19 protein-coding genes and 1 pseudogene are annotated in these 19,986 nt (G+C 64.6%); 12 read left to right on the forward strand and 8 right to left on the reverse strand.

Going from position 1 to position 19,986, the window contains the following annotated elements; all coding sequences use genetic code 11:
• Positions 1-28 precede the first annotated feature (28 nt).
• From ACTTAG_RS03950 to ACTTAG_RS03960, 3 genes are read right to left on the reverse strand one after another with little or no spacing between them, the layout of a single operon-like run.
• Positions 29-946, reverse strand: coding sequence for a plasmid partitioning protein RepB C-terminal domain-containing protein (locus ACTTAG_RS03950; RefSeq protein WP_444464261.1), 918 nt, complete (start codon positions 944-946; stop codon positions 29-31).
• The gene (locus ACTTAG_RS03955) at positions 943-1,884 is read right to left on the reverse strand and encodes a plasmid partitioning protein RepB C-terminal domain-containing protein (RefSeq protein WP_444464262.1); all 942 of its coding nucleotides are present in this window, start codon (positions 1,882-1,884) and stop codon (positions 943-945) included. The genes ACTTAG_RS03950 and ACTTAG_RS03955 overlap by 4 nt, the downstream gene beginning before the upstream one ends.
• A complete protein-coding gene (locus ACTTAG_RS03960; protein WP_444464263.1) occupies positions 1,884-3,419 on the reverse strand; it encodes a recombinase family protein in 1,536 nt (511 codons plus the stop codon). The genes ACTTAG_RS03955 and ACTTAG_RS03960 overlap by 1 nt, the downstream gene beginning before the upstream one ends.
• 132 nt (positions 3,420-3,551) lie before the next feature.
• Between ACTTAG_RS03960 and ACTTAG_RS03965 the strand changes: the two genes are divergently transcribed.
• From ACTTAG_RS03965 to ACTTAG_RS04020, 12 genes and pseudogenes are all read left to right on the forward strand, one after another.
• The gene (locus ACTTAG_RS03965) at positions 3,552-3,941 is read left to right on the forward strand and encodes a hypothetical protein (protein WP_444464264.1); all 390 of its coding nucleotides are present in this window, start codon (positions 3,552-3,554) and stop codon (positions 3,939-3,941) included.
• 94 nt (positions 3,942-4,035) lie between these two features.
• Entirely contained in the window at positions 4,036-4,290 is a 255-nt protein-coding gene (locus tag ACTTAG_RS03970; RefSeq protein ID WP_444464265.1) for a ribbon-helix-helix domain-containing protein, read from the forward strand.
• A 4-nt stretch (positions 4,291-4,294) separates the two neighbouring features.
• Entirely contained in the window at positions 4,295-4,606 is a 312-nt protein-coding gene (locus ACTTAG_RS03975; RefSeq protein WP_444464266.1) for a type II toxin-antitoxin system RelE/ParE family toxin, read from the forward strand.
• A gap of 457 nt (positions 4,607-5,063) precedes the next feature.
• A pseudogene (locus ACTTAG_RS03980) lies at positions 5,064-5,180 on the forward strand (DUF3883 domain-containing protein); the annotation flags it as partial.
• Positions 5,181-5,618: 438 nt separating this feature from the next.
• Positions 5,619-7,553 (forward strand): acetate--CoA ligase, encoded by a 1,935-nt coding sequence (gene acs, locus ACTTAG_RS03985; protein ID WP_444465193.1) that lies wholly within the window; start codon positions 5,619-5,621, stop codon positions 7,551-7,553.
• 2 nt (positions 7,554-7,555) lie between these two features.
• Positions 7,556-8,233, forward strand: coding sequence for an adenylate kinase (locus ACTTAG_RS03990; RefSeq protein ID WP_444464267.1), 678 nt, complete (start codon positions 7,556-7,558; stop codon positions 8,231-8,233).
• A 61-nt stretch (positions 8,234-8,294) separates the two neighbouring features.
• The gene (locus tag ACTTAG_RS03995) at positions 8,295-8,552 is read left to right on the forward strand and encodes a DUF4212 domain-containing protein (RefSeq protein WP_444464268.1); all 258 of its coding nucleotides are present in this window, start codon (positions 8,295-8,297) and stop codon (positions 8,550-8,552) included.
• Positions 8,553-8,567: 15 nt separating this feature from the next.
• Complete coding sequence (locus tag ACTTAG_RS04000) at positions 8,568-10,517, forward strand: sodium:solute symporter family protein (protein WP_444464269.1); 1,950 nt, start codon at positions 8,568-8,570, stop codon at positions 10,515-10,517.
• A 91-nt stretch (positions 10,518-10,608) separates the two neighbouring features.
• Positions 10,609-12,435, forward strand: coding sequence for a DUF294 nucleotidyltransferase-like domain-containing protein (locus ACTTAG_RS04005; RefSeq protein WP_444464270.1), 1,827 nt, complete (start codon positions 10,609-10,611; stop codon positions 12,433-12,435).
• On the forward strand, positions 12,435-12,962 hold the full coding sequence (locus tag ACTTAG_RS04010; RefSeq protein WP_444464271.1) for a hypothetical protein: 528 nt from the start codon (positions 12,435-12,437) through the stop codon (positions 12,960-12,962). Before ACTTAG_RS04005 ends, ACTTAG_RS04010 begins: the two co-directional genes overlap by 1 nt.
• Position 12,963: 1 nt before the next feature.
• On the forward strand, positions 12,964-13,368 hold the full coding sequence (locus ACTTAG_RS04015) for a response regulator transcription factor (protein WP_444464272.1): 405 nt from the start codon (positions 12,964-12,966) through the stop codon (positions 13,366-13,368).
• Positions 13,368-15,470, forward strand: coding sequence for an exonuclease domain-containing protein (locus ACTTAG_RS04020; RefSeq protein ID WP_444464273.1), 2,103 nt, complete (start codon positions 13,368-13,370; stop codon positions 15,468-15,470). Before ACTTAG_RS04015 ends, ACTTAG_RS04020 begins: the two co-directional genes overlap by 1 nt.
• Before the next feature lie 30 nt (positions 15,471-15,500).
• Here ACTTAG_RS04020 and ACTTAG_RS04025 read toward each other — a convergent pair whose 3' ends face one another.
• The 5 genes from ACTTAG_RS04025 to ACTTAG_RS04045 are packed head-to-tail and all read right to left on the reverse strand — an operon-like array spanning position 15,501 to position 19,986.
• Positions 15,501-16,412 (reverse strand): FAD:protein FMN transferase, encoded by a 912-nt coding sequence (locus ACTTAG_RS04025; RefSeq protein ID WP_444464274.1) that lies wholly within the window; start codon positions 16,410-16,412, stop codon positions 15,501-15,503.
• The gene (locus tag ACTTAG_RS04030; protein ID WP_444464275.1) at positions 16,412-16,990 is read right to left on the reverse strand and encodes a nitrous oxide reductase accessory protein NosL; all 579 of its coding nucleotides are present in this window, start codon (positions 16,988-16,990) and stop codon (positions 16,412-16,414) included. Before ACTTAG_RS04030 ends, ACTTAG_RS04025 begins: the two co-directional genes overlap by 1 nt.
• Positions 16,987-17,808 carry an ABC transporter permease gene (locus tag ACTTAG_RS04035; RefSeq protein WP_444464276.1) on the reverse strand — a complete coding sequence of 274 codons (822 nt, stop codon included), beginning with the start codon at positions 17,806-17,808 and terminating at the stop codon, positions 16,987-16,989. Before ACTTAG_RS04035 ends, ACTTAG_RS04030 begins: the two co-directional genes overlap by 4 nt.
• Positions 17,805-18,692: an ABC transporter ATP-binding protein gene (locus ACTTAG_RS04040; RefSeq protein ID WP_444464277.1), complete on the reverse strand. Its 888-nt coding sequence runs from the start codon at positions 18,690-18,692 to the stop codon at positions 17,805-17,807. The genes ACTTAG_RS04035 and ACTTAG_RS04040 overlap by 4 nt, the downstream gene beginning before the upstream one ends.
• Positions 18,667-19,986, reverse strand: a complete 1,320-nt coding sequence (locus ACTTAG_RS04045; RefSeq protein WP_444464278.1) for a nitrous oxide reductase family maturation protein NosD — start codon at positions 19,984-19,986, stop codon at positions 18,667-18,669. Before ACTTAG_RS04045 ends, ACTTAG_RS04040 begins: the two co-directional genes overlap by 26 nt.

Consider the following 19,986-nt stretch of genomic DNA (forward strand, 5'->3'; position numbering starts at 1 on the left):
CCACAATCGTGCGGTTACAGTCGTATTGTCAGGCAGCCTCGGTTGGCAGGGTGGAGTCCAAGTCCGCGATAGCCTGAAATTCCTTCAGAAATTCAGGCCGGTTCAGCATCAGGTAGCGGACGACGCGCGCATTGCCGAGCAGCCGAGCCAGATAACCTTTCACGACCGTCAGATGCAGATGGTCCTTGCCGTAGGACTCCTGGATCGACGTGATCCCTTCCTGCAGGCGCGCAAGTTCCCGTTCCATACGCGCCATCGCTTCGGGCGTGACGCCGATGATCCGCTTCGGTTTTGCTCCTTCGACCAGTTGCGACTGCGGCGTGCCGGCAAGGATGGCGGACGCATAGGCAACCCCATAGTTGTTGGCATTCACAAGAAGCTCGGCCGCTTCAAGCTGGCGGAGTGACTTCATTTTCCGCAGAATATCGAACACCGCCGACGGGCATGGCTTGTCCTTCAGGACTGACACCGTTTCATCGCAGATTCCGTTCAGCATGCGGACTTTCCGCCGCACGCTTTGAGGGTTGATGTCCAGGGCCTTGGCGATCTTTTCCTCTGACACCCCACGGTCGATGGCGCGCCGGATCATCTTGTGTTCCTGGACCGCGGACAGGCGGCTGATCCGCTTGTTGTAAGTGAATGCCTCATCATCCGTCGCGACCAGACATTCAACACAGGTCACACCCAGATCTTTCAGAGCTTCAATTCTGACATGGCCGTCGAGGATGAGATATACGCTTGGCTGGCTTGGATCTCGCGCCACGACGGGTGGTTCGACCAGGCCGATTTCGCGGATCGATGCCGCGATCTGTCTGTATTTCTGACTTGATTTCAGAGTTAGTGGTAGGGTTTTGAGGGGCAGAAGCCCAGCAATTTCAAGCGTTACGCAGTTTTGCTCGAACGCGACAGAGACGACCTTGGGCTGGGTTCGTTCACCGCGTTTCATTCCGGCACTCCTTTGACCGGCGGCTGATCAAGGTATGTTGGCATTGAGTCCAGTGCCTCGGCGCGCAGCAAGGTCACGAAGTTCTCGTCGCCGCGCAGCGACCGGAATGCTTCGAGAACGAACAGAAGCCGCCCCTGCGTCAACTCAGCCTTCTTGATCATCAATTTCTGTCGGTCAGCCTCCTCACGATAGGCCCGGACCAGGGCATCGCTGGTCAGCGGGCGTTTGGCACCATCCTTTCGCCCCATCGCATTCGTGCGGATCTGCGGGCCACGTCGCTGGCGTTGTTGCAAGAGGCGGCGAACTGCCGTCAGTTTTTTGCCCCGCAGTTTCTTTTCGGTATAGGCTTCTGTCAGTGCCCGCTGGGCCCCTTCGTCATCGGTGCGCGATATCTGGATGGCGAGGTTCAACGGCATCATGCCGGTCTCGACTGCGGCGACAAGACGTTCCTCGCCGTGTTCAAGCAAACCGGCGATCATGTTCACATATTCGACGCTGACGCCGATCTTGTCCGCGATGCGCCGATCATTGTAACCGCGCTTTCGCAGTTCGCCGATTTCCCGCATGAGGTCGATGGCGCGGTGTTGCCTTCGCGCGCAATTCTCCACAAGGCTCATCACCAGACAGTCGCTTTCATCGGCATTGATGATGATCGCCGGTATCTCGGACTGCTTCAATTCGATGAAGGCTTCCAGCCGTCCTTGGCCGCAGACGAGATCATATTCCAATGGGTCGCTCTTCGGGCGCAGGGCCACGGTGATCGGCCGCTTCAGACCGATCCGGGCGATGCTGTCGATCATCTCCTCGAAAGTCCGCCTGTTGCGCACTCTTGGATTCAGGATACGGATGCGATCCGTTGCAATCAAGGTGACGTGTTTCGGGGGGCTGTCAGGCTCAGGTTCAGGCCCAAGCTCAGAACCAAAGGCATCTTCGGGCATCAGGCGACCTCCAGAATTTTGGCCCGTCCGGCCATGTCAAAGAAGAAATCCAAGCTGTCGAAGCGGTAGGCATCCAGCGAAAGGCCATTCTGTTCGGCAAGCCGCAGTTGGCCCATGATCATGTCGATGCTGGGAAGCAGGTAATAGTCACGCGGTTTCTCGTTCAATTCATCCATCCGGACCGCAATGGTGATGTCCGGCAGCAGCCCCGCATCAAGCCTGACGCGCCATCGCAGCGAGCCCGCGCCCGTTTCAAAGCAGCGGGCCAGCACGACGGACGCGTTGAATTCTCCGTTGATCCTGATCAGGTCAGTTGTCGGATCCTGCACCGCGCGACCGCCACGACGCTCAATGCTCGCAATGATCTCGGCCACGATGCCGGGGTGGGCCAGACGCAAGGCGCGGTTCGTCTCGATGTAGCGATAATCTCGATCCGGCTCATACCCGATCAGTTGATAGGCGCGCAGAAGGCTTCCAAAGCGGCTTTGGAATGCACTGGCCGATGGCAGTCCGTCCTGCTCGTCGATGATCACGCCGGACAGGACGCCCTTCTCCCGCAGCACAGCGCGAAGAGCGTCAAGAAGCTCGGTGTCCGTGAAATTGCGGCTGCGCGCATCCACGATTTCGCGTGCGCGAAGAAAAAGGGCATGGTCAATGATGGGCGGGTAGGCACCGATCGCGCGGACCCACATGTCGCGCGGGTTGACCACACGCTGCCGTTTCAGCTTGAATGAAATCTTGTTGTAGACGTTGTTTCCGATGTATTTTTCGTTGGTCAGGATCTGGTGGACGGAGGCCCGCGTCCAAGGCCGTCGCAGATCGGTGAGATGCCCTTCGGCATTCAGGGCTTCGGCGATCTGGCGTTCGGTGCTGCCGTCCAGGGCGAACATCCGGTACATCCGTCGCACGACGTTTTGCTCCTCCTCGGGCCCGGGCACCAGAACGACCCTGTCGGTCTGAAGGCTTTTCTGCATCCCGCGCGACAACTCGCCCTTCGGAGTGCCATGTTCGTCGATCAGCACCCGCCGCAGCCCATATCCCGCTGCGCCGCCCTGACGAAAGCCCAGTTCGACCAGGCGGCATTGCCCGGCGAAGACCTTCACGGAGAGTTCGCGGCTGTATTCGCCTGCCATCACCCGCTTGACCGTTTTCAGCAGGTTCGATCCGATGCTGCCGTCATTCTCGAACTGCTCGCCGCAGTAGTGGACCCGGATTCCGGCGCGCGAGCAGACATGCTCGTGATAAGCACCTTCGTCCGCATCCTGAAACCGCCCCCAGCGGCTGACGTCATAGACAAGGATCGCCTTGAAGCCTGCCTGGCCAGACTTCACCTCCGCCATCAGCGACTGAAGGGCTTTTCGCCCGTCCAGCACCAAGCCCGACCTGCCCGAGTCCTCAAAGACCTGGACGATGCTGAGGCCTCTGGAAGTCGCATAGTGTCGAATCACGTCGAGCTGGTTTTCTGTCGAGTATTTCTGGTGATCTGTCGACATCCGGACATAGGCGACTGCAGGAATGTCCAGATCGGGCGACATGTCGCTTTTATCTGAACTGGGCTTCCATCGGCCGGCCACCAGGACATCTCCACACTTTAAAGGCAATTCCAACACAACCGTCGGACTCAACGGCTGAATCCCTCGCATTCATGTAAAACGAGGGGTGGTGGAATGTCGTTTCCGAAAAAGGGCAAGTTCTTTCCAAAGGAGAACGGCACCAGGGACCATGGCGAGGCTGTGCAGGGCAGCTGCTTTGCTGCCGAAATCGCGTCAGCGCTGAAGCGATCGCTTGGCGATAGTCGGTCGGGTGCCAAGACCGTTGCTGCCTGGACCGGTGCCAACGAAAAGACCGTCAAGAACTGGTTTTCTGGCACCTACGGTCCTAGCGGAGAACACCTTGTCGCTTTGGCACGGCACTCGGACGAGGTGCTGGTCACTTTTCTGGCGATGGCCGGCAGGGAAGATCTGATGATCGCGATCAACCTTGAGACGGCCGAGCGGGCAATCGCGGAGTTGCTGGACGCAGTGCGGCGTCTGAAAGACGATCAGCCCGGTCGATAGGAGTGTCACACGGCAAAGCAGGCGGTTGTTCGGCCTTGTTGTGCGTTCGTTTTTGGTTATATTGAATACGAAATCAGCAGTCGGAGGCCAAGCCATGTCCCGCACCACGACTATGACCGTCCGCGTCGGCGGAGCCCTGAGCGATTTCGTCGCCGCCAACGTCGGCGACGAAGGCTCGTATGAGAACGTCAGCGAATACATCCGCGATCTGATCCGGCGCGACAAGGAGCGCGCTGAGGCCGAAGCCTTCAGCCGTCTGAAGGCCGAACTGGCGCATGCCTTTGCGGCACCCGAGGACAGCTATCAGCCCCTGACCGCCGCCGAAGTCATCGCTCGCAACCGGACCTGACCGGATGGCCGGGGTCCGAATACAGACAGGCGCGTCGTTGCGCTTGGACGATACCTACCGCTATACGCGGGATCGCTGGGGTGCCGAACAGGCTGACCGCTACATCACCGGACTCTTCGCCGCCTTCGACAGGATCGCTTCGCACGGCGTCGTCTCGAAACCTGTTCCGGCCGAGTTCGGCGTCGATGGTTTCTTCTTCCGCTACGAGCACCACTTCGTCTATTGGCGGAAGCTGCCCAATGGCGACATCGGCATCGTGACGATCCTGCATGAACGGATGCACCAGATGGACCGCTTCCGTGAGGATTTCGCCTGATATCCAAGTGAGATCATGGTGTTGTCTGCTCTGACATTCACAGCCGCCTTGCAGGTATGGTGAATCGCCGCCAGAGAAGGTTGGACCGGAGTCCCGTTCCATCCGCCACTTACACATTGCAAACCCGAAAACAGGTCCCTCGCGGGGCCTTTTTCTTTATGTGCCAAAGGGGTTTGCAGGGACCATCCGCCCTTCGGAGACGGCCCATCCGCGCGAGATCGGTCTCCGAACGCCCACCGTCTCTTTCCACCCGCCCCGCGTTCGCGGCGAGACCGTCTCAAAACCCCCATGCATTTCAAGGAACTGGCGGGATCGCGTTGCGCCCCTGTTTCGCTGGTTCCGGCTTGTTTCGATGAAGTCAGAGGCGCGACACGGGCGGCGTAGTCGTTGGTATGTCTTGGGAGGTTTGCGCGAAGTCTCTGATGACAAACGCAGTTTACGCCCCTAGCCTGGCGCAATGTCGAACGGGCCCTGGACAGATCAAGAGAACGACCTGATCGTCGCGGATTACTTCGCGATGCTGGCCGACGACGTCTGTGGTCGCACCTACAACAAGGCCGAGCACCGGCGCGGTGCCCGTCAGCATGGCCAGACCAAGCACGACGGCAATCTGCCCGGAGACCTGTGACAGGCCCCGCATCGGGAACACTCTCATCTTTCCCTCCCTCTCGAAGCCCCCTCCAGGCTTCGCGCAGCGAAAATTCATATACATGAATCCATTGTGCCGATCTGTGACTTGATCACAGATCCGTGACCTTCGGGGCGGGGTGGGTGCGGCGGCGGCGCAATCCGCGCGCGGGTGGATAACTAATTTACATATTTTTCGGCCATCCTGAAAAGTAATTTACATTATTATCTTGCCAATAAAAGGGTTTACACAAACCTGCACAATCTGTTTACAATGTCTTCGGGGAGAGGTGCCGCGGGTTTTCCGGTGGCGCGAGGCGGCTTTGAGTCGCGGATACAGGAGGAATGGATGGGCGTTCAGGGCCAGTCGGCGATTGCCCCCGAGATGCGGGATGTTCCCGCGGGGTTTGAGACTGCGCATGCGAATGGCGCGAAATACCTTGAGATGTATCGGGAATCGATCGAGAACCCGGATGCGTTCTGGGGCCGCGAAGGCAAGCGGCTGGACTGGATCACGCCCTATACCAAGGTCAAGAACACCGATTTCACCTTCGGCAAGGTCTCGATCAAATGGTTCGAGGATGGCGTTCTGAATGCCTCGGTGAACTGCATCGACCGCCACCTGCGCGACCGCGCGCTGCAGACCGCGATCATCTTCGAGCCCGATGATCCGAAGGAACCGGCCAAGCACATCACCTACAAGGAGCTGTCCGAAAAGGTGAACCGGATGGCGAACGTGCTGCTTTCGCAAGGCATCATGCGCGGCGACCGGGTCGTGATCTATCTGCCGATGATCCCGGAAGCGGCCTATGCGATGCTCGCCTGCGCGCGGATCGGCGCCATCCATTCCATTGTTTTCGCGGGATTTTCGCCCGATGCGCTGGCAAACCGGATCAATGATTGCGGCGCGAAGCTCGTCATCACCGCCGATACCGCGCCCCGCGGCGGCCGTCGCACGCCGCTGAAAGCCAACACCGATGCCGCCCTGCTGCACTGCTCGGACAAGGTGCGCTGCCTCGTCGTCAAGCACACCGGCGATCAGATCAGCTGGGTGCATGGCCGCGACGTCGACCTGCTTTACCTGATGGAACACGTCAGCCCCGAATGCCCGCCGCGGCCGATGAATGCGGAAGATCCGCTCTTCATCCTCTACACCTCGGGCTCGACCGGCAAGCCGAAGGGCGTCGTGCACACCACCGGCGGCTATCTGGTTTATGCCGCGATGACTCATCAATACACCTTCGACTACAAGGACGGCGACGTCTTCTGGTGCACCGCCGATGTGGGCTGGGTGACCGGGCACAGCTACATCATCTACGGGCCCTTGGCGAATGGCGCGACGACGCTGATGTTCGAGGGCGTGCCGACCTGGCCCGATGCGGGCCGGTTCTGGGCCGTGTGCGAAAAGCACAAGGTCAATCAGTTCTACACCGCGCCGACGGCGATCCGCGCGCTGATGGGTCAGGGCCCGGAATGGGTTGAGAAATATGACCTTTCCAGCCTTCGGGTGCTGGGGTCGGTAGGCGAGCCGATCAACCCCGAGGCCTGGGTCTGGTACGACAAATATGTTGGAAAAGGGAAATGTCCGATCGTGGACACCTTCTGGCAGACCGAGACCGGCGGGCACATGATCACGCCGCTGCCGGGGGCGACGCCGACGAAGCCCGGTTCCGCGACGAACCCGTTCTTTGGCGTCAAGCCGGTGGTTCTGGACCCGCAGACGGCGGTGCGGATCGGCGAGGTCGAATGCGAAGGCGTGCTCTGCATCTCGGACAGCTGGCCCGGTCAGATGCGCACGGTCTGGGGCGATCACGACCGCTTCCAGGAGACCTATTTCGGCCAGTATCGCGGCTACTATTTCACCGGCGATGGCTGCCGGCGCGACAAGGACGGCTATTACTGGATCACCGGCCGCGTTGATGACGTGATCAACGTCTCGGGTCACCGGATGGGCACGGCCGAGGTCGAAAGCGCGCTCGTGGCACATCCGCAGGTGGCCGAGGCCGCGGTGGTGGGCTATCCGCATGATATCAAGGGGCAGGGGATCTATGCCTATGTGACCTTGATGAACGGGATCGAGCCGTCGGACGATCTGCGCAAGGATCTGGTCAAGTGGGTCCGCACCGAGATCGGCCCGATCGCGTCGCCCGATCTCATTCAATGGGCTCCGGGTCTGCCGAAAACGCGTTCGGGCAAGATCATGCGCCGCATCCTGCGCAAGATCGCCGAGAACGACTACGGCGCCTTGGGCGACATCTCCACCCTCGCCGATCCGGGCGTCGTGCAGGAACTCATCGACAACCGCATGAACAGGGCCTGAGCATGGACACCGACACCACAACGGCCGTGCTGATCCTGCTGGGCCCCCCCGGCGCGGGCAAGGGCACGCAGGCGCGGAGGCTGGAGGAGCGCTTCGGGCTGATCCAGCTCTCGACCGGCGATCTGCTGCGCGCCGCCGTCGCCGCGGGCACGCCTGCGGGGCTCGCCGCGCAGACGGTGATGGAGGCGGGCGGGCTGGTCAGCGACGAGATCGTGCTGGCGATCCTGCGCGAGCGGATGGCCGCGCCCGACGTGAAGGCCGGGGTGATCCTGGACGGCTTTCCGCGCACCGCGGCGCAGGCGGCGGCGCTGGACACATTGCTGGCCGAGGCGGGGCAAAAGGTCACCGCCGCGATCAGCCTTGGTGTCGATGACGCGGCGATGATCGCGCGCGTGGCCGGGCGGTTCACCTGCGCGCGCTGCGGCGAGGGCTATCACGACACGTTCAAGCAGCCTGCGCAGGCGGGCTGCTGCGACAAATGCGGCGGGACGGAGTTCAAGCGTCGCGCCGATGATACCGCCGAAACCGCGCAGGCCCGACTGGCCGCCTATCACGCGCAGACGGCACCGCTCATCGCCCATTACCGGGCGCTGGGCGTCTTGCAGACGGTCGATGCGATGCAAGGCATCGACACCGTCGCACAGGAGCTTGGGTCGATCGTTTCGCGCGTATCGGCCTGAAGGGAAGGGGCGGACCCCGAAACGGGGCCTCGTCTGGAGACAACAACAGGGAGTAACGCTTATGGCGGACAATTCTTCGTCCAATGCCTACTGGAAAGCGAACGTCCGGATCATCCTGATTTCTTTGGCGATCTGGTTTGTTTGTTCCTTCGGGATGGGCATCATTCTGCGGCCTGCGCTGTCGGGGATCCACATCGGCGGCGCCGATCTGGGCTTCTGGATGGCGCATAACGGCTCGATCTACGTGTTCCTCGGGCTGATCTTCACCTACGCGGCGTTGATGAACAAGCTCGACCGCGAACACGGCGTGGAAGAATAAGGGAGCGCAGGGACAATGGATCAATTCACCCTCAACCTGATCGTGGTTGGCATCACCTTTGCCATCTACGTCGGGATCGCGATCTGGGCCCGGGCGGGCTCGACCGCGGAATTCTATGCCGCGGGGCAGGGCGTTCACCCGGTGCTGAACGGCATGGCGACGGGCGCTGACTGGATGTCGGCCGCCTCCTTCATCTCGATGGCCGGGATCATCGCCTTTGGCGGCTATGCCACCGGCGCTTACCTCATGGGCTGGACCGGCGGCTATGTGCTGCTGGCGCTGCTCTTGGCCCCCTATCTGCGCAAGTTCGGCAAGTTCACCGTGCCGGAATTCATCGGCGACCGGTTCTATTCCGGCGGCGCCCGCCTTCTGGCGGTGATCTGTCTCATCGTCATCTCGGTGACCTATGTGATCGGGCAGATGCGCGGCGTGGGCGTGACCTTCTCGCGCTTCCTCGAAGTCTCGACCGACATGGGGCTTTACATCGGCGCGGCGATCGTTTTCGCCTATGCGGTGTTCGGCGGCATGAAGGGCATCACCTATACCCAGGTGGCGCAATATGTCGTCCTCATCATCGCCTATACGATCCCGGCGCTGTTCATCTCGTTCAACCTGACCGGCAACCCGATCCCGCAGCTTGGCCTGATCGGCGGCTATGCGCCCTCGGGCGGGGATGTGGACTTCCTGGCGAAACTCGATGCCGTCGTCACCGAACTGGGCTTCAAGGCCTATACGGCCGACAGCTCGAACTACTTCGACATGTTCCTGTTCACCATGTCGCTGATGATCGGCACCGCCGGTCTGCCGCACGTTATCATCCGCTTCTTCACCGTGCCGAAAGTGGCCGATGCCCGGTCCTCGGCCGGTTGGGCGCTGGTCTTCATCGCGCTGCTTTACACCGTGGCCCCGGCCGTCGGCTCGATGGCGCGTCTGAACCTGACCACCTCGATGTGGCCCGCCGCGGTGACCGGCAATGCCTTTGACGGCCCGGCCGTCTCGCGTGCCGACATCGACAGCAAGCCCGAGCTTGAGTGGGTGAAGAACTGGGAAAAGACCGGCCTTCTGTCGATGAAGGATCTGAACGGCGACGGTCTGATCCAGTATGTCAACGAACCGGCCAAGCTTGCCGCCAACACCAAGGCGCTGGGTGAAGCCAATGCGGCGCTGGCCAAGGCCGCCGATGCGGCGAAAGCCGATATCGAGGCGAAAATCGCCACCCTGACCACCGAGCGCGAGGGCCTGCTGGCCACCGAGCAACTGGCCAAGACCGGCAAGACCTTTGCCGAACTCGGCCTGAAGGGCAACGAAGTCGTCAAGGTCGACAACGACATCATGGTGCTTGCGAACCCGGAAATCGCCAACCTTCCGGGCTGGGTGATCGCGCTTGTGGCCGCCGGTGCGCTGGCTGCCGCGCTCTCGACCGCCGCGGGTCTGCTGCTGGCGATCTCCTCGGCGATCTCGCACGACCTGATCAAGGGCTCGATCAATCCGAACATCTCGGAAAAGGGCGAGCTTCTGGCGGCGCGGATCGCCATGGGCGGCGCCATCGTGGTGGCGACCTACCTTGGCCTCAACCCGCCCGGCTTTGCCGCGCAGGTGGTGGCGCTGGCCTTCGGTCTGGCCGCGGCGACGATCTTCCCGGTGCTGATGATGGGGATCTTCTCCAAGCGCGTGAACAAGGAAGGCGCGATCGCGGGGATGCTGGTGGGTCTGGTCTTCACGGCCGTCTACATCTTCATCTACAAGGGCTGGTTCTTCATCCCGGGCACCAACAACCTGCCCGACACCCCGGCCAACTACATGTTCGGCATCTCGCCGCTGTCGATCGGCACCGTGGGCGCGGTGATGAACTTCCTGACCGCCTTCATCGTGTCGGCCGTCACCAAGGCCCCGCCGCAATCGGTGATCGACCTTGTCGAATCGATCCGTGTGCCCAAGGGCGCCGGCAAGGCCACCCATCACTGACCGGATCGGGCGGGGCCCCGGCCTCGCCCGCGTCGAAACCCGCTGCCTCCGCGTCCGCGCGGAGGCAGTTTCCCCAAAAAGGGCTCAGGACATGGAAACCGACCAAAAGGCGATCACGGCCTTTCTTGAAACCGTCCACCCCTACGATACCCTGCCGCGTGACGAGCTGGCCGATGTGGCCCGTTCCTTCCGCCGCATGGAATTCCGCCCCGAGGCGCTGATCTATGTCTATCAGACGCCGCTCGGCGGGCTTTATCTGGTCAAGCAGGGCGCGGTGGAGATCACCGACGGCAATGGCGGGCTGGTTTCGCTTCTGGGGCCGCGCAACTCCTTTGGCGAACGCGGGCTGATGCGCGACGGGCTGGCCGCGACCCAGGCCAAGGCCACCGAACAGACGATCTGTCTGGTGCTGCCCACCCCCACTTTCAAGCGGCTGATCGAGACCTATCCGGCCTTTGAACGCTTCTTCAACAGAAAGCGCGGTGAAAAGGTCTCGACCGAGATCGCGACGCAGAAAGTGGCCGATCTGATCGCGCGCAAGCCGCTGTCCTGCGGCCCCGAAACCTCGGTCGTCGCTGCCGCCAAGATGATGCGCGACGCGCATGTCTCCTCGCTTGGTGTCGTGGCCGAGGCGGAGCGGCTTTTGGGTATCGTCACCCAGCGCGATCTGTCGAACAAGGTTCTGGCCGGGGAATTGCCGGGCAGCACCTCGGTCGCCGCGGTGATGACCGCCGATCCGGTCAGCCTGCCGCCCGATGCGCTGGGCTCTGACATTCTCAACATCATGCTGGAACGCCGGATCGGCCATCTGCCGATCACCGAAGAGGGCCGTTTCGTCGGCATGATCACGCAAACCGACCTGACGCGGTTTCAGGCCGTCTCCTCGGCGGTCTTGATCCGCGACGTGGTTTCGGCCGAAACCGTGGCCGATCTTGCCCTGGTGACCGGGCGGATTCCGCAGCTTCTGGTGCAGCTTGTCGGCGGCCATCACGCCCATGACGTGATCACCCGGATGATCACCGACATTGCCGATGCGGTCACCCGCCGTCTTCTGGTGATGGCCGAACGCGAACTGGGCCCGCCGCCGGTGCCCTATCTGTGGCTGGCCTGCGGCTCGCAGGGGCGGCAGGAACAGACCGGCGTCTCCGATCAGGACAATTGCCTGATCGTCGAGGATGCCGCCACCGCCGAGGACATGGCCTATTTCCGCGCTCTGGCGAAGATCGTCTCGGACGGTCTCAACGCCTGCGGCTATGTCTATTGCCCGGGCGACATGATGGCCACGGCCGAGCGCTGGTGCCAGCCCGCCCGGGTCTGGCGCGACTATTTCACCGGCTGGATCGCCAAACCCAGCCCCGAGGCGCAGATGCTCGCCTCGGTCATGTTCGATCTGCGCCCGATCGGCGGCGGCGGCATCGCCATGTTCGAGGCGCTGCAGGCCGAAACGCTGGATCTGACGGCGAAGAATTCGATTTTCGTCGCCCATATGATCGCCAATTCGCTCAAGCACACGCCGCCGCTGGGCCTCTTGCGGGGCTTTGCCACGATCCGTTCGGGCGAACACAGGAACCACATCGACATGAAGATGAACGGGGTGGTGCCGGTGGCCGATCTGGCGCGGATCTATGCGCTGCAGGGGCGGCTTGGCGCGGTCAACACCCGCGCGCGGCTGAAGGCGGCCGAGGAGGCGGGGGTGATCTCGCCCTCGGGCGCGCGCGATCTGATCGAGGCCTATGACCTGATCGCGGCGATGCGGCTTGACAATCAGGTGACGCTGATCAAATCCGGGCGCAAGCCCGACAATTTCCTTGCCCCCTCGGATCTGAGCGATTTCGAACGCTCGCATCTGCGCGACGCCTTCGTGGTGGTGCGCACGATGCAATCGGCGGTGGGGCATAACAAGGCGGTGGTAAGCTGATGTCGAACGATCTGATCACGATGCTGGCGGCGGGTCTTTTTGCCGCCATCGTGCTTTACGCCGCCCGCCATGCGACGCAAAAGCTTCTGGGCGTCAGCTTGCCGAAATGGGTGACCCCGGCGGCGGCGGGGCTGGCGATGATCCTGGCGACGGTCTGGGGCGAATACCGCTGGTTTGCCGATGCGAGCGCCCGGCTGCCCGCCACCGCGCAGGTGGTCTCGGCCAATGCCGCCTCCGAACCCTGGCGGCCCTGGACCTATCTCTGGCCGGTGACGACGCGGTTTGTCGCGCTGGATGGCGCCAACAGCCTGCGCCCGGCGCCCGGCGTGGTGGCGACCAACCTCTATCTGGTGGCGCGCTGGCAGCCGGTGCAGCCCGTCACCGTGGCCTATGATTGCGTCGGGCACCGGCAGGCGGTTCTGGGCGGCGAGGCGGCGGTGAACGCCGATGGCACGCTGACATCCGGGGTGTGGATGGCTGCCCCCGAGGGGGACGCAGGGCTGAATACCGCCTGCGCAGGAGGATAAGATGGCCGAGGCTGCCGCCGGGCGGGATCGCAAGCGCCGCGTGCTGATCGTCGAGGACGAGGACAATATCGCCATCGCGCTGGATTACTTGCTCGGCCGCGAGGGGCTGGACCGGATGCGCATCGCCACCGGTCTGGGCGCGGTCGAACGCATCCGCGACGATCGCCCCGATCTGGTGCTTCTGGATGTGATGCTGCCCGAGGTGTCGGGCTATGAAATCTGCCAGGAGGTGCGGGCCGATCACAGCCTGTCCGCGGTGCGGATCGTGATGATGACGGCGCGCGGCTCGGCGCTGGAACGGCGCAAGGCGCTGGCGCTCGGCGCTGACGGGTTCATTGCCAAACCGTTCGAGTTGAAGGAGTTGCGCGACGAATTGCACCGGCTTCTTGATGTCGGGGGGCTGTGATGTCGCTCACCCGTCTCAGCCTGCGTCTGCGCATCTTCCTGTTTTTCGCGGCTCTGGCGCTGGGCAATCTGGCCGCCCTTGTCGCGGGGCTGGTCTTCGGCTTCGAAAAGCTCGGCCGCCCCGAGGCGCTTGATGGTTTCGTGATCGGCGGTGTGGTGGCGGGCTTCGTCATCACCGGGCTGATCGTCTCGGTCTGGTATCTGTTCGACGAAAACGTCGCCAAGCCGATCGAGCGGCTGGCGGGCCATATCCGCGCCCGCACCCATACGGCGATCGAGACCGAGCTGGACCAGACCGCGGGCCGGTATCTGGGCGATCTGGCGCCCGCCGCCGCCGCGATCACCCAGCATCTGAACGAGACCCGCTCGGCGCTGGCGGAATCGGTGCAGCGCGAGACGATCCGGCTGGCGCAGGAAAAGGAGCGTCTGGAGGCGCTTTTATCCGACGTGCCGGTGGGGGTGCTGCTGTGCTCGGCGACGCATCAGCTGGTCTTTTACAACGGTCAGGCGGTCGATCTGCTGGGGGGCGCGCATGCGCCGGGGCTGGATCGGCGGGTCTTCGACTATCTCAACCGCGCGCCGATCCTGCATGCCTATGACCGGCTCTTGCAGGCCTCCGACCCCGATGCCGCCTCGGACCTGCTTTGCGCCACCACCGCCGATGGCCGGACGCTGGCAGCGCGGATGCGGCTGATTTCCGAGGGCGAGGATCACGCGGTGACGCGCAAGGCGGGCTATGTGCTGACGCTGCGCGACGTCTCGGCGGACATGCTGGCCCATGCCGGGCGCGAGGCGCTGATGGACGAGCTCTTCGACCGCATCCGTCGCCCTGCCGCCGCGCTGCAATCGCTGATGGGCGTGCTGATCGCCGATGATGGCCCGACCGAGCCGCAGGCCCGCGCCCAGCTGCGCGGCGCCGCGCAATCCGAGGCGGGCAATCTGGCCCATGCGATCCATACGCTGTTCGAGCGCCACGAGGCGATGCGGGCCGATTGGTGGCCGCTGGCGATGATCCGCGCCTCGGATTTCGGCGAGGCGGTCAAGGCCCGGGTTGCCGCCGAAGGGGCGGGCGACCTGCTGGCGGTGACGGCGCCCCTGATGCTGCGGGTCGAGGGTTTCGAGATGGTGGCCTTGATCGCGACGCTGGTGCAGCGTCTTGGCCCGGATCGCCGCGACAAGCGGCTGGAAATCCTTGAGGAGGGGGCGGGGGCGCTGATCGCGCTGGAATGGCAGGGCGAGGCGGTGGCGATCGCCGAGCTGGAGGCCTGGCTTTCTGCGCCGCTCGATGTCGGGATGGCGGATGTGACGGGGCGGCGCGTGGTGGCAGCCCATGCCGCCGACATCTGGCCCGAACGGCTGCACGACGGCCGCCACAGGCTTTGCCTGCCCCTGCGCGAGGCGCGGCGGATCGGCAACGGCCCGCGTCCGGTGGCGCGCAAGGTGGTCTATGATTTCGACCTTCTGGGGCGCGAAAAGGAAAACGAAATCGCCAATACGCCGTTGGAAAAACTGACTTTCGTGGTTTTCGACACGGAAACCACCGGGCTTTTGCCGACCGAGGGCGACGAGATCGTGCAGATCGCCGCGGTGCGGATCGTCAACGGGCGGCGGGTGGCAACCGAGGTCTTTGACACGCTGGTCAATCCGGGGCGGCGCATCCCCGAGGTCTCGACCGCGGTGCATGGCATCACCGATGCGATGGTGGCCGATGCCCCCGATATCATCGAGGTCGGGCGCCGGTTTCACAAATTCGCCGAAGGGGCGGTGCTGGTGGCCCATAACGCCCCCTTCGATCTGGAATTCCTGCGTCGCAAGGAATTGCTGATCGGGCTCAATTTCGACAATCCGGTGCTCGATACGGTGCTGCTCTCGGCGGTGGTCTTCGGCCAATCCGAGGTGCACAGCCTTGACGCGCTGACGCATCGGCTGGGCATCACCATTCCCGAAGAGGCCCGCCATACCGCGATCGGCGACACAGTTGCCACGGCGGATGCCTTCCTGCGGCTGCTGCCCTCGCTCAAGTCCCGCGGCCTGACCACCTTTGGCGCCGTGGTGGCCGAGGTGCGCAAACACGGCCGGCTGCTCAAGGATGCGAACGGCTGAGACCCGCCGCGCACCGGCCCGGGCGGGGGCCTATGCCAGATGGTCTAGCCGCGCGCCCGCGAACCGGGCAACGGCGGCGCGGATGCCGGCTGCATCCGGCATCAGGCAGGCCGCGGTCGAGAGCGCATCGGCCAGACCGGCCTCGGGCGCGGTGACGGTGACAAGGCGCCAGCGTGCCGGGGCGGGATGCCCGGTCCGCGGGTCAAGGATATGGCCGACCCGGCCCGCCGCATCGAAGCTGGTCCCCAGCGCCGCGGAACTGGCCAGCCCCCGCCCGACCAGATCGACCTGCCCGCCCGCGCCCAGATGCACCGGCCAGGGCCTGCCGTCGGGCTGCGGGCCCAGGGCGCGCAATTCGCCGGTGTCGATCAGGATGTCGCGCAGGCCGCGGTCGCGCAACAGCGCCGCCACCCGGTCGGCGATGAAGCCCTGGGCGACGCCGTTCAGCGTCAGCGCCTGCCCGGGGGCAAGCCGGATGCGATCACTGTCGATCTGCACCGCCTTCCAGTCAACCTTTTGCAAAGCTTCCGAGATTTCCGCCTGCTGCGGGGCCGACCCGGCGCTGAAACGGGCCGCGTAAAGCGCCCAGAGCGGTTGCACCGTCGGATCGAACAGCCCCGCCGTCGCGCCATGGACGCTGTCGCACAGCGCCAGACAGGCCAGCAGCTCAAAGGGCGGCGCCGCGAGTTCGCCCTGGGCATTCAGCCGCGCCAGCGCGCTGTCGGGGCGGTGGAGCGAAAAGATCGCCTCCAGCCGCGCGATCTCGGCGGCGGCGGCGGTGCAGATCGCCTGTGCCTCGGGGTGCGCGATCAGGATCCGCGCCCGGGCGCCCAGCGCAACGCCCTGCCATTCGTGCAGCCCGGCCCGGGCGGTGCCGACCGGGCCCGCAGCGGCCAGACCGGCGGCGATGGCCAGAAAACGGCGGCGGTTCAACCAGGTCATCACATGTCCCCCATCGTGCCGTGGCCCTGCGCATGGCTGTGCAGCCGGGCGTTGTAATCGCGCGCCTCGGCGGCGGAACTTGCCTCCGTGTCCGGGGCCTGCGCCTCCGTGGCCAGCGCGCCTTGCGGGATCTCGGCCAGCGTCATCGCCTGCCCGCCGAACTGCGCGATGAAGGCCTTGGCCGCCCCGGCGCTGCCGAAGGGCACGAATTCCGGCTGATCCATCCCGCCTCGGCGCGTGGAACCGACGACATAGATCGCGCTGTCGGCGGCGATCCAGGGCAGCGTGGCGGGGGCGGCCCAATTGCCCGCGCTCATGTCGGTGACATAGGTGGCCAGCACCTGACCGTCCTTTTCGGGCATCCGCAGATAGCTGACGACATCGCGCACCTGACTGAAGAACAACGGATTTCCGGGGTGGCTGTCCAGATGCAGCTGCGCCTTTGGCCCGCCGTGATCCAGGATGTTCATCTGGCAGAAATAGCCCACCGCCTCGGCGTTCAGCGCCACCGGTTGCGGGATCGCGGCCTCCTCCCGGCAGGCGGTGAGCAGGCACAGGGCAAGAAGGATGCGTTTCATGGCACGACCTTTCGGAACGAGAGCAGGGCAAGCCCCCCCGACACGAGGGGCCAGACAAGGACAGAGACCGCCGATTGCCAGACCGGCACGGATTGCGCCGCCGCCGAGACCCCGGCCGCGGCGGCGGTGGCCTGCGAGGCGGCCAGATTGTAAAGCCGGAACGCATCGGCCGGGTTGGCCAGCAGCGTCAGCGGAAAGACCCGGGTGGTGAAGGCGCCGCCATTGTCGGCCACCACCGCGGCGAGCAGCGCCAGATCGTAAAGCACGACCGCCAGCAGCCAGAGCCCGATCGCCAGCCCCGCCGCCCCCGAGGGCCGCCGCGCCCGGGCCGAGATCGCATAGCCAAGGCCAAGGAAGGTGGCGCCGAGCGCGACCGAGGTCCAGATCAGCCGGGCCAGCGCGCCCAGCCCCTGCGCGGCGCCGGGATCAAGCGCGAAAGCCGCCAGCCCCGCCGCGCCGTACCCCGCCAGCAGCGCCAGCGTCAGGATCGCCAGATGCGCCGCGGCCTTGCCCGCCAGGATCTGCCCGCGCCCGACCGGATAGGTCAGCATCAGCGCCAGCGTGCCGCGCTCGGCCTCGCCCGCGATGGCGTCGAAGGACAGAAGCAGCGCGATCAGCGGCACCAGATAGACCGAAAGGCTGGTCAGGCTGGCCACCGTGACCGTCAGCCGGTCCACGCCCAAAGCGCCGGTCGGGCCGGAGCCCGCCGCCGACAGGATCAGCGCGAAGAGCACCATCAGCACCGCCGCGATGGCCAGCCAGCGGTTGCGGGCCGCGATGCGGAATTCGGCTGTGGCCAGGGCCAGGATCGCCGTCATTGGCCGTCCCTCCGACTGAAATGGCTGTAGATGTCCTCGAGCGAGGGCGGGATCAGATCGAGATCGGTCACCGCCGCGCCCAGCGCCGAGACGCGGGCAAGGCAGGCCAGTTTCCGCCCCTGCGCGACGCACAGCTGAAACTGCGCACCGGTCAGCACCGCCTCGGGCAAGGCACGGGCCACGGTCTCGGCCTGGCCGAAAGCCGGGGTGATCTGCAGCGTCACCGGCAGATCCGCCGCCGCGCGCAGCGCCGCCAGCGTGCCCGAGGCCACCAGATGCCCGCCCGACAGGATCACGATGCGGTCGGTGCGGGCCTCGACCTCGGTCAAGGCATGGGACGACAGCAGGATCGCCGCGCCCTCGGCCGCCAGATCGTCCAGCAGCGCATAGAAATCGCGCCGCGACACCGGATCGAGCCCCGAGGTCGGCTCGTCCAGGATCAGAAGCTTCGGATGGCCCACCAGCGCCTGCGCCAGCCCGACGCGCTGGCGCATCCCCTTGGAATAGGTGCCGATGCGGCGCCGCGCCGCGCCATGCAGCCCGACCCGGTCGAGCAGGGCGCGCGCCTGTGCCGGGTCTTCGCCGCGCAGCGACAGGAACAGCCGGATCTGTTCCTCGCCGGTCAGCGCGGGGTGAAAGGCCACGTTTTCAGGCAGATAGGCGACCCCGGCGCGGGCCGTGGCCGAGCCCGGCGCCGCCCCCCCCACCGAGACCTGCCCGCCGTCAAAGGGGATCAGCCCCAGCACGATCTTCATCAGCGTGGATTTCCCCGCGCCGTTATGGCCCAAAAGCGCCACCCGCTCGCCGGGGGCAACCTCGAAGCTGACCGCGTTCAGCGCCGCCACCTCCTGATAATGCTTAGTGAGAGAGGTCAGTTTCAGCATCTTTCTCGGTCTCTGTTTGCCAGCGGTCCCCGACTTCGGCGGCGGCGGCGGCCAGCGCGGGCGGAAGGGCGATGTCGATCGGGCGCATCAGCGGGTGGCTGTCGAGGATGCCGCCGGGCAGGGTGGCGGGGAAGCTGGACTGGCTCCAGCGGATCAGCTGCACCGCGGGCGCGCCGATCAGCAGCCCGGCCGCGGGTTGCGACCACAGGATATGGTCCATCAGATCATTCGGCCGGAACGCCTGATCGGCGAAACCGTCGCCGTTCAGATCAAAGGCGGCCAGGTCCGACCAGTAATTGCCGCGCCCCTCCAGGCTCCATTCGATGGCGCGGGTGCCGACATATTTCACCTGGTTGCGGTTGCCGACGAAGGCGTTGCCGGTCACCGCATTGCGCGCCGATCCGGCCGAATAGTGGATGCCGATGTCGCAGCCCTGAAAGCGGTTGCCCGCGATCAGGTTCTTGTTGGCGTCATACATGAAGGTGCATTTCGCCGCCCCGATCACCAGATTGCCGATCACGTCGGCATCGTTGGTCGAATTCAGCATCACGCCATGGTCGCGGTCATGCAGCGAGATGTTCCCCGTCACCTGCACCCGGCGCGAATACATCATGGCAAAGCCAAGATGGTTGCCGATCGAGATATTCCCCTCGACCACGCTGTCGTTGGTATACATGTAGTGGATGGCAAAGCGCAGATCGCGAAAGGTGTTGCGCCGGTAGATGTCGCGTTTCGAGGTGTTGGAAAAGATCCCGTCACGGCCATAGCGGACGGTGTTGTCCTCGATCACCACGCCGGGCGCGTTCCAGACGTAAAAGCCGTTGCCGCGGGCGATCATATGGGCATCGCGCCGCCCGGTGATGTCGTTGTGGCGCGCCACCGCGTCGATGGCGCCGTGAAAGTCGATCCCGTGCATGTTGTCGATCAGCACGTTGCGCTCGATCCGCGTGCGGGCCACGCCCTTCACCACCTTGATCCCGGCGTCGATATCCTCGTTGCGGGGGCCCGAGCCCTGCACCCGCAGCCCGCGCAGGGTCACGTCATCGGCGCTGACGGTCAGCACGCTGCCCTTGCCGCCGCCGTCGATCACCGCCTGGCCCTGACCCTCGACGGTTACCGGCTTGTCGATGACGGCGGGGCCATAGGACCCCGCCGTCAGGCGCAACACGTCGCCCGGGCGTGCCGCCGCGATCGCGTTGCGCAGGGCCGCCTCGCCCGGAGAGACCATCACCGTTTCGGCCTGCAGGGGCGCCGCAGACAGGATCAGGACGAGAGAGAGACAAGGCAGCCGCAT

The organism is Rhodobacter capsulatus (genome assembly GCF_052363185.1).
Classification (GTDB): Bacteria; Pseudomonadota; Alphaproteobacteria; order Rhodobacterales; family Rhodobacteraceae; genus Rhodobacter; species Rhodobacter capsulatus_E.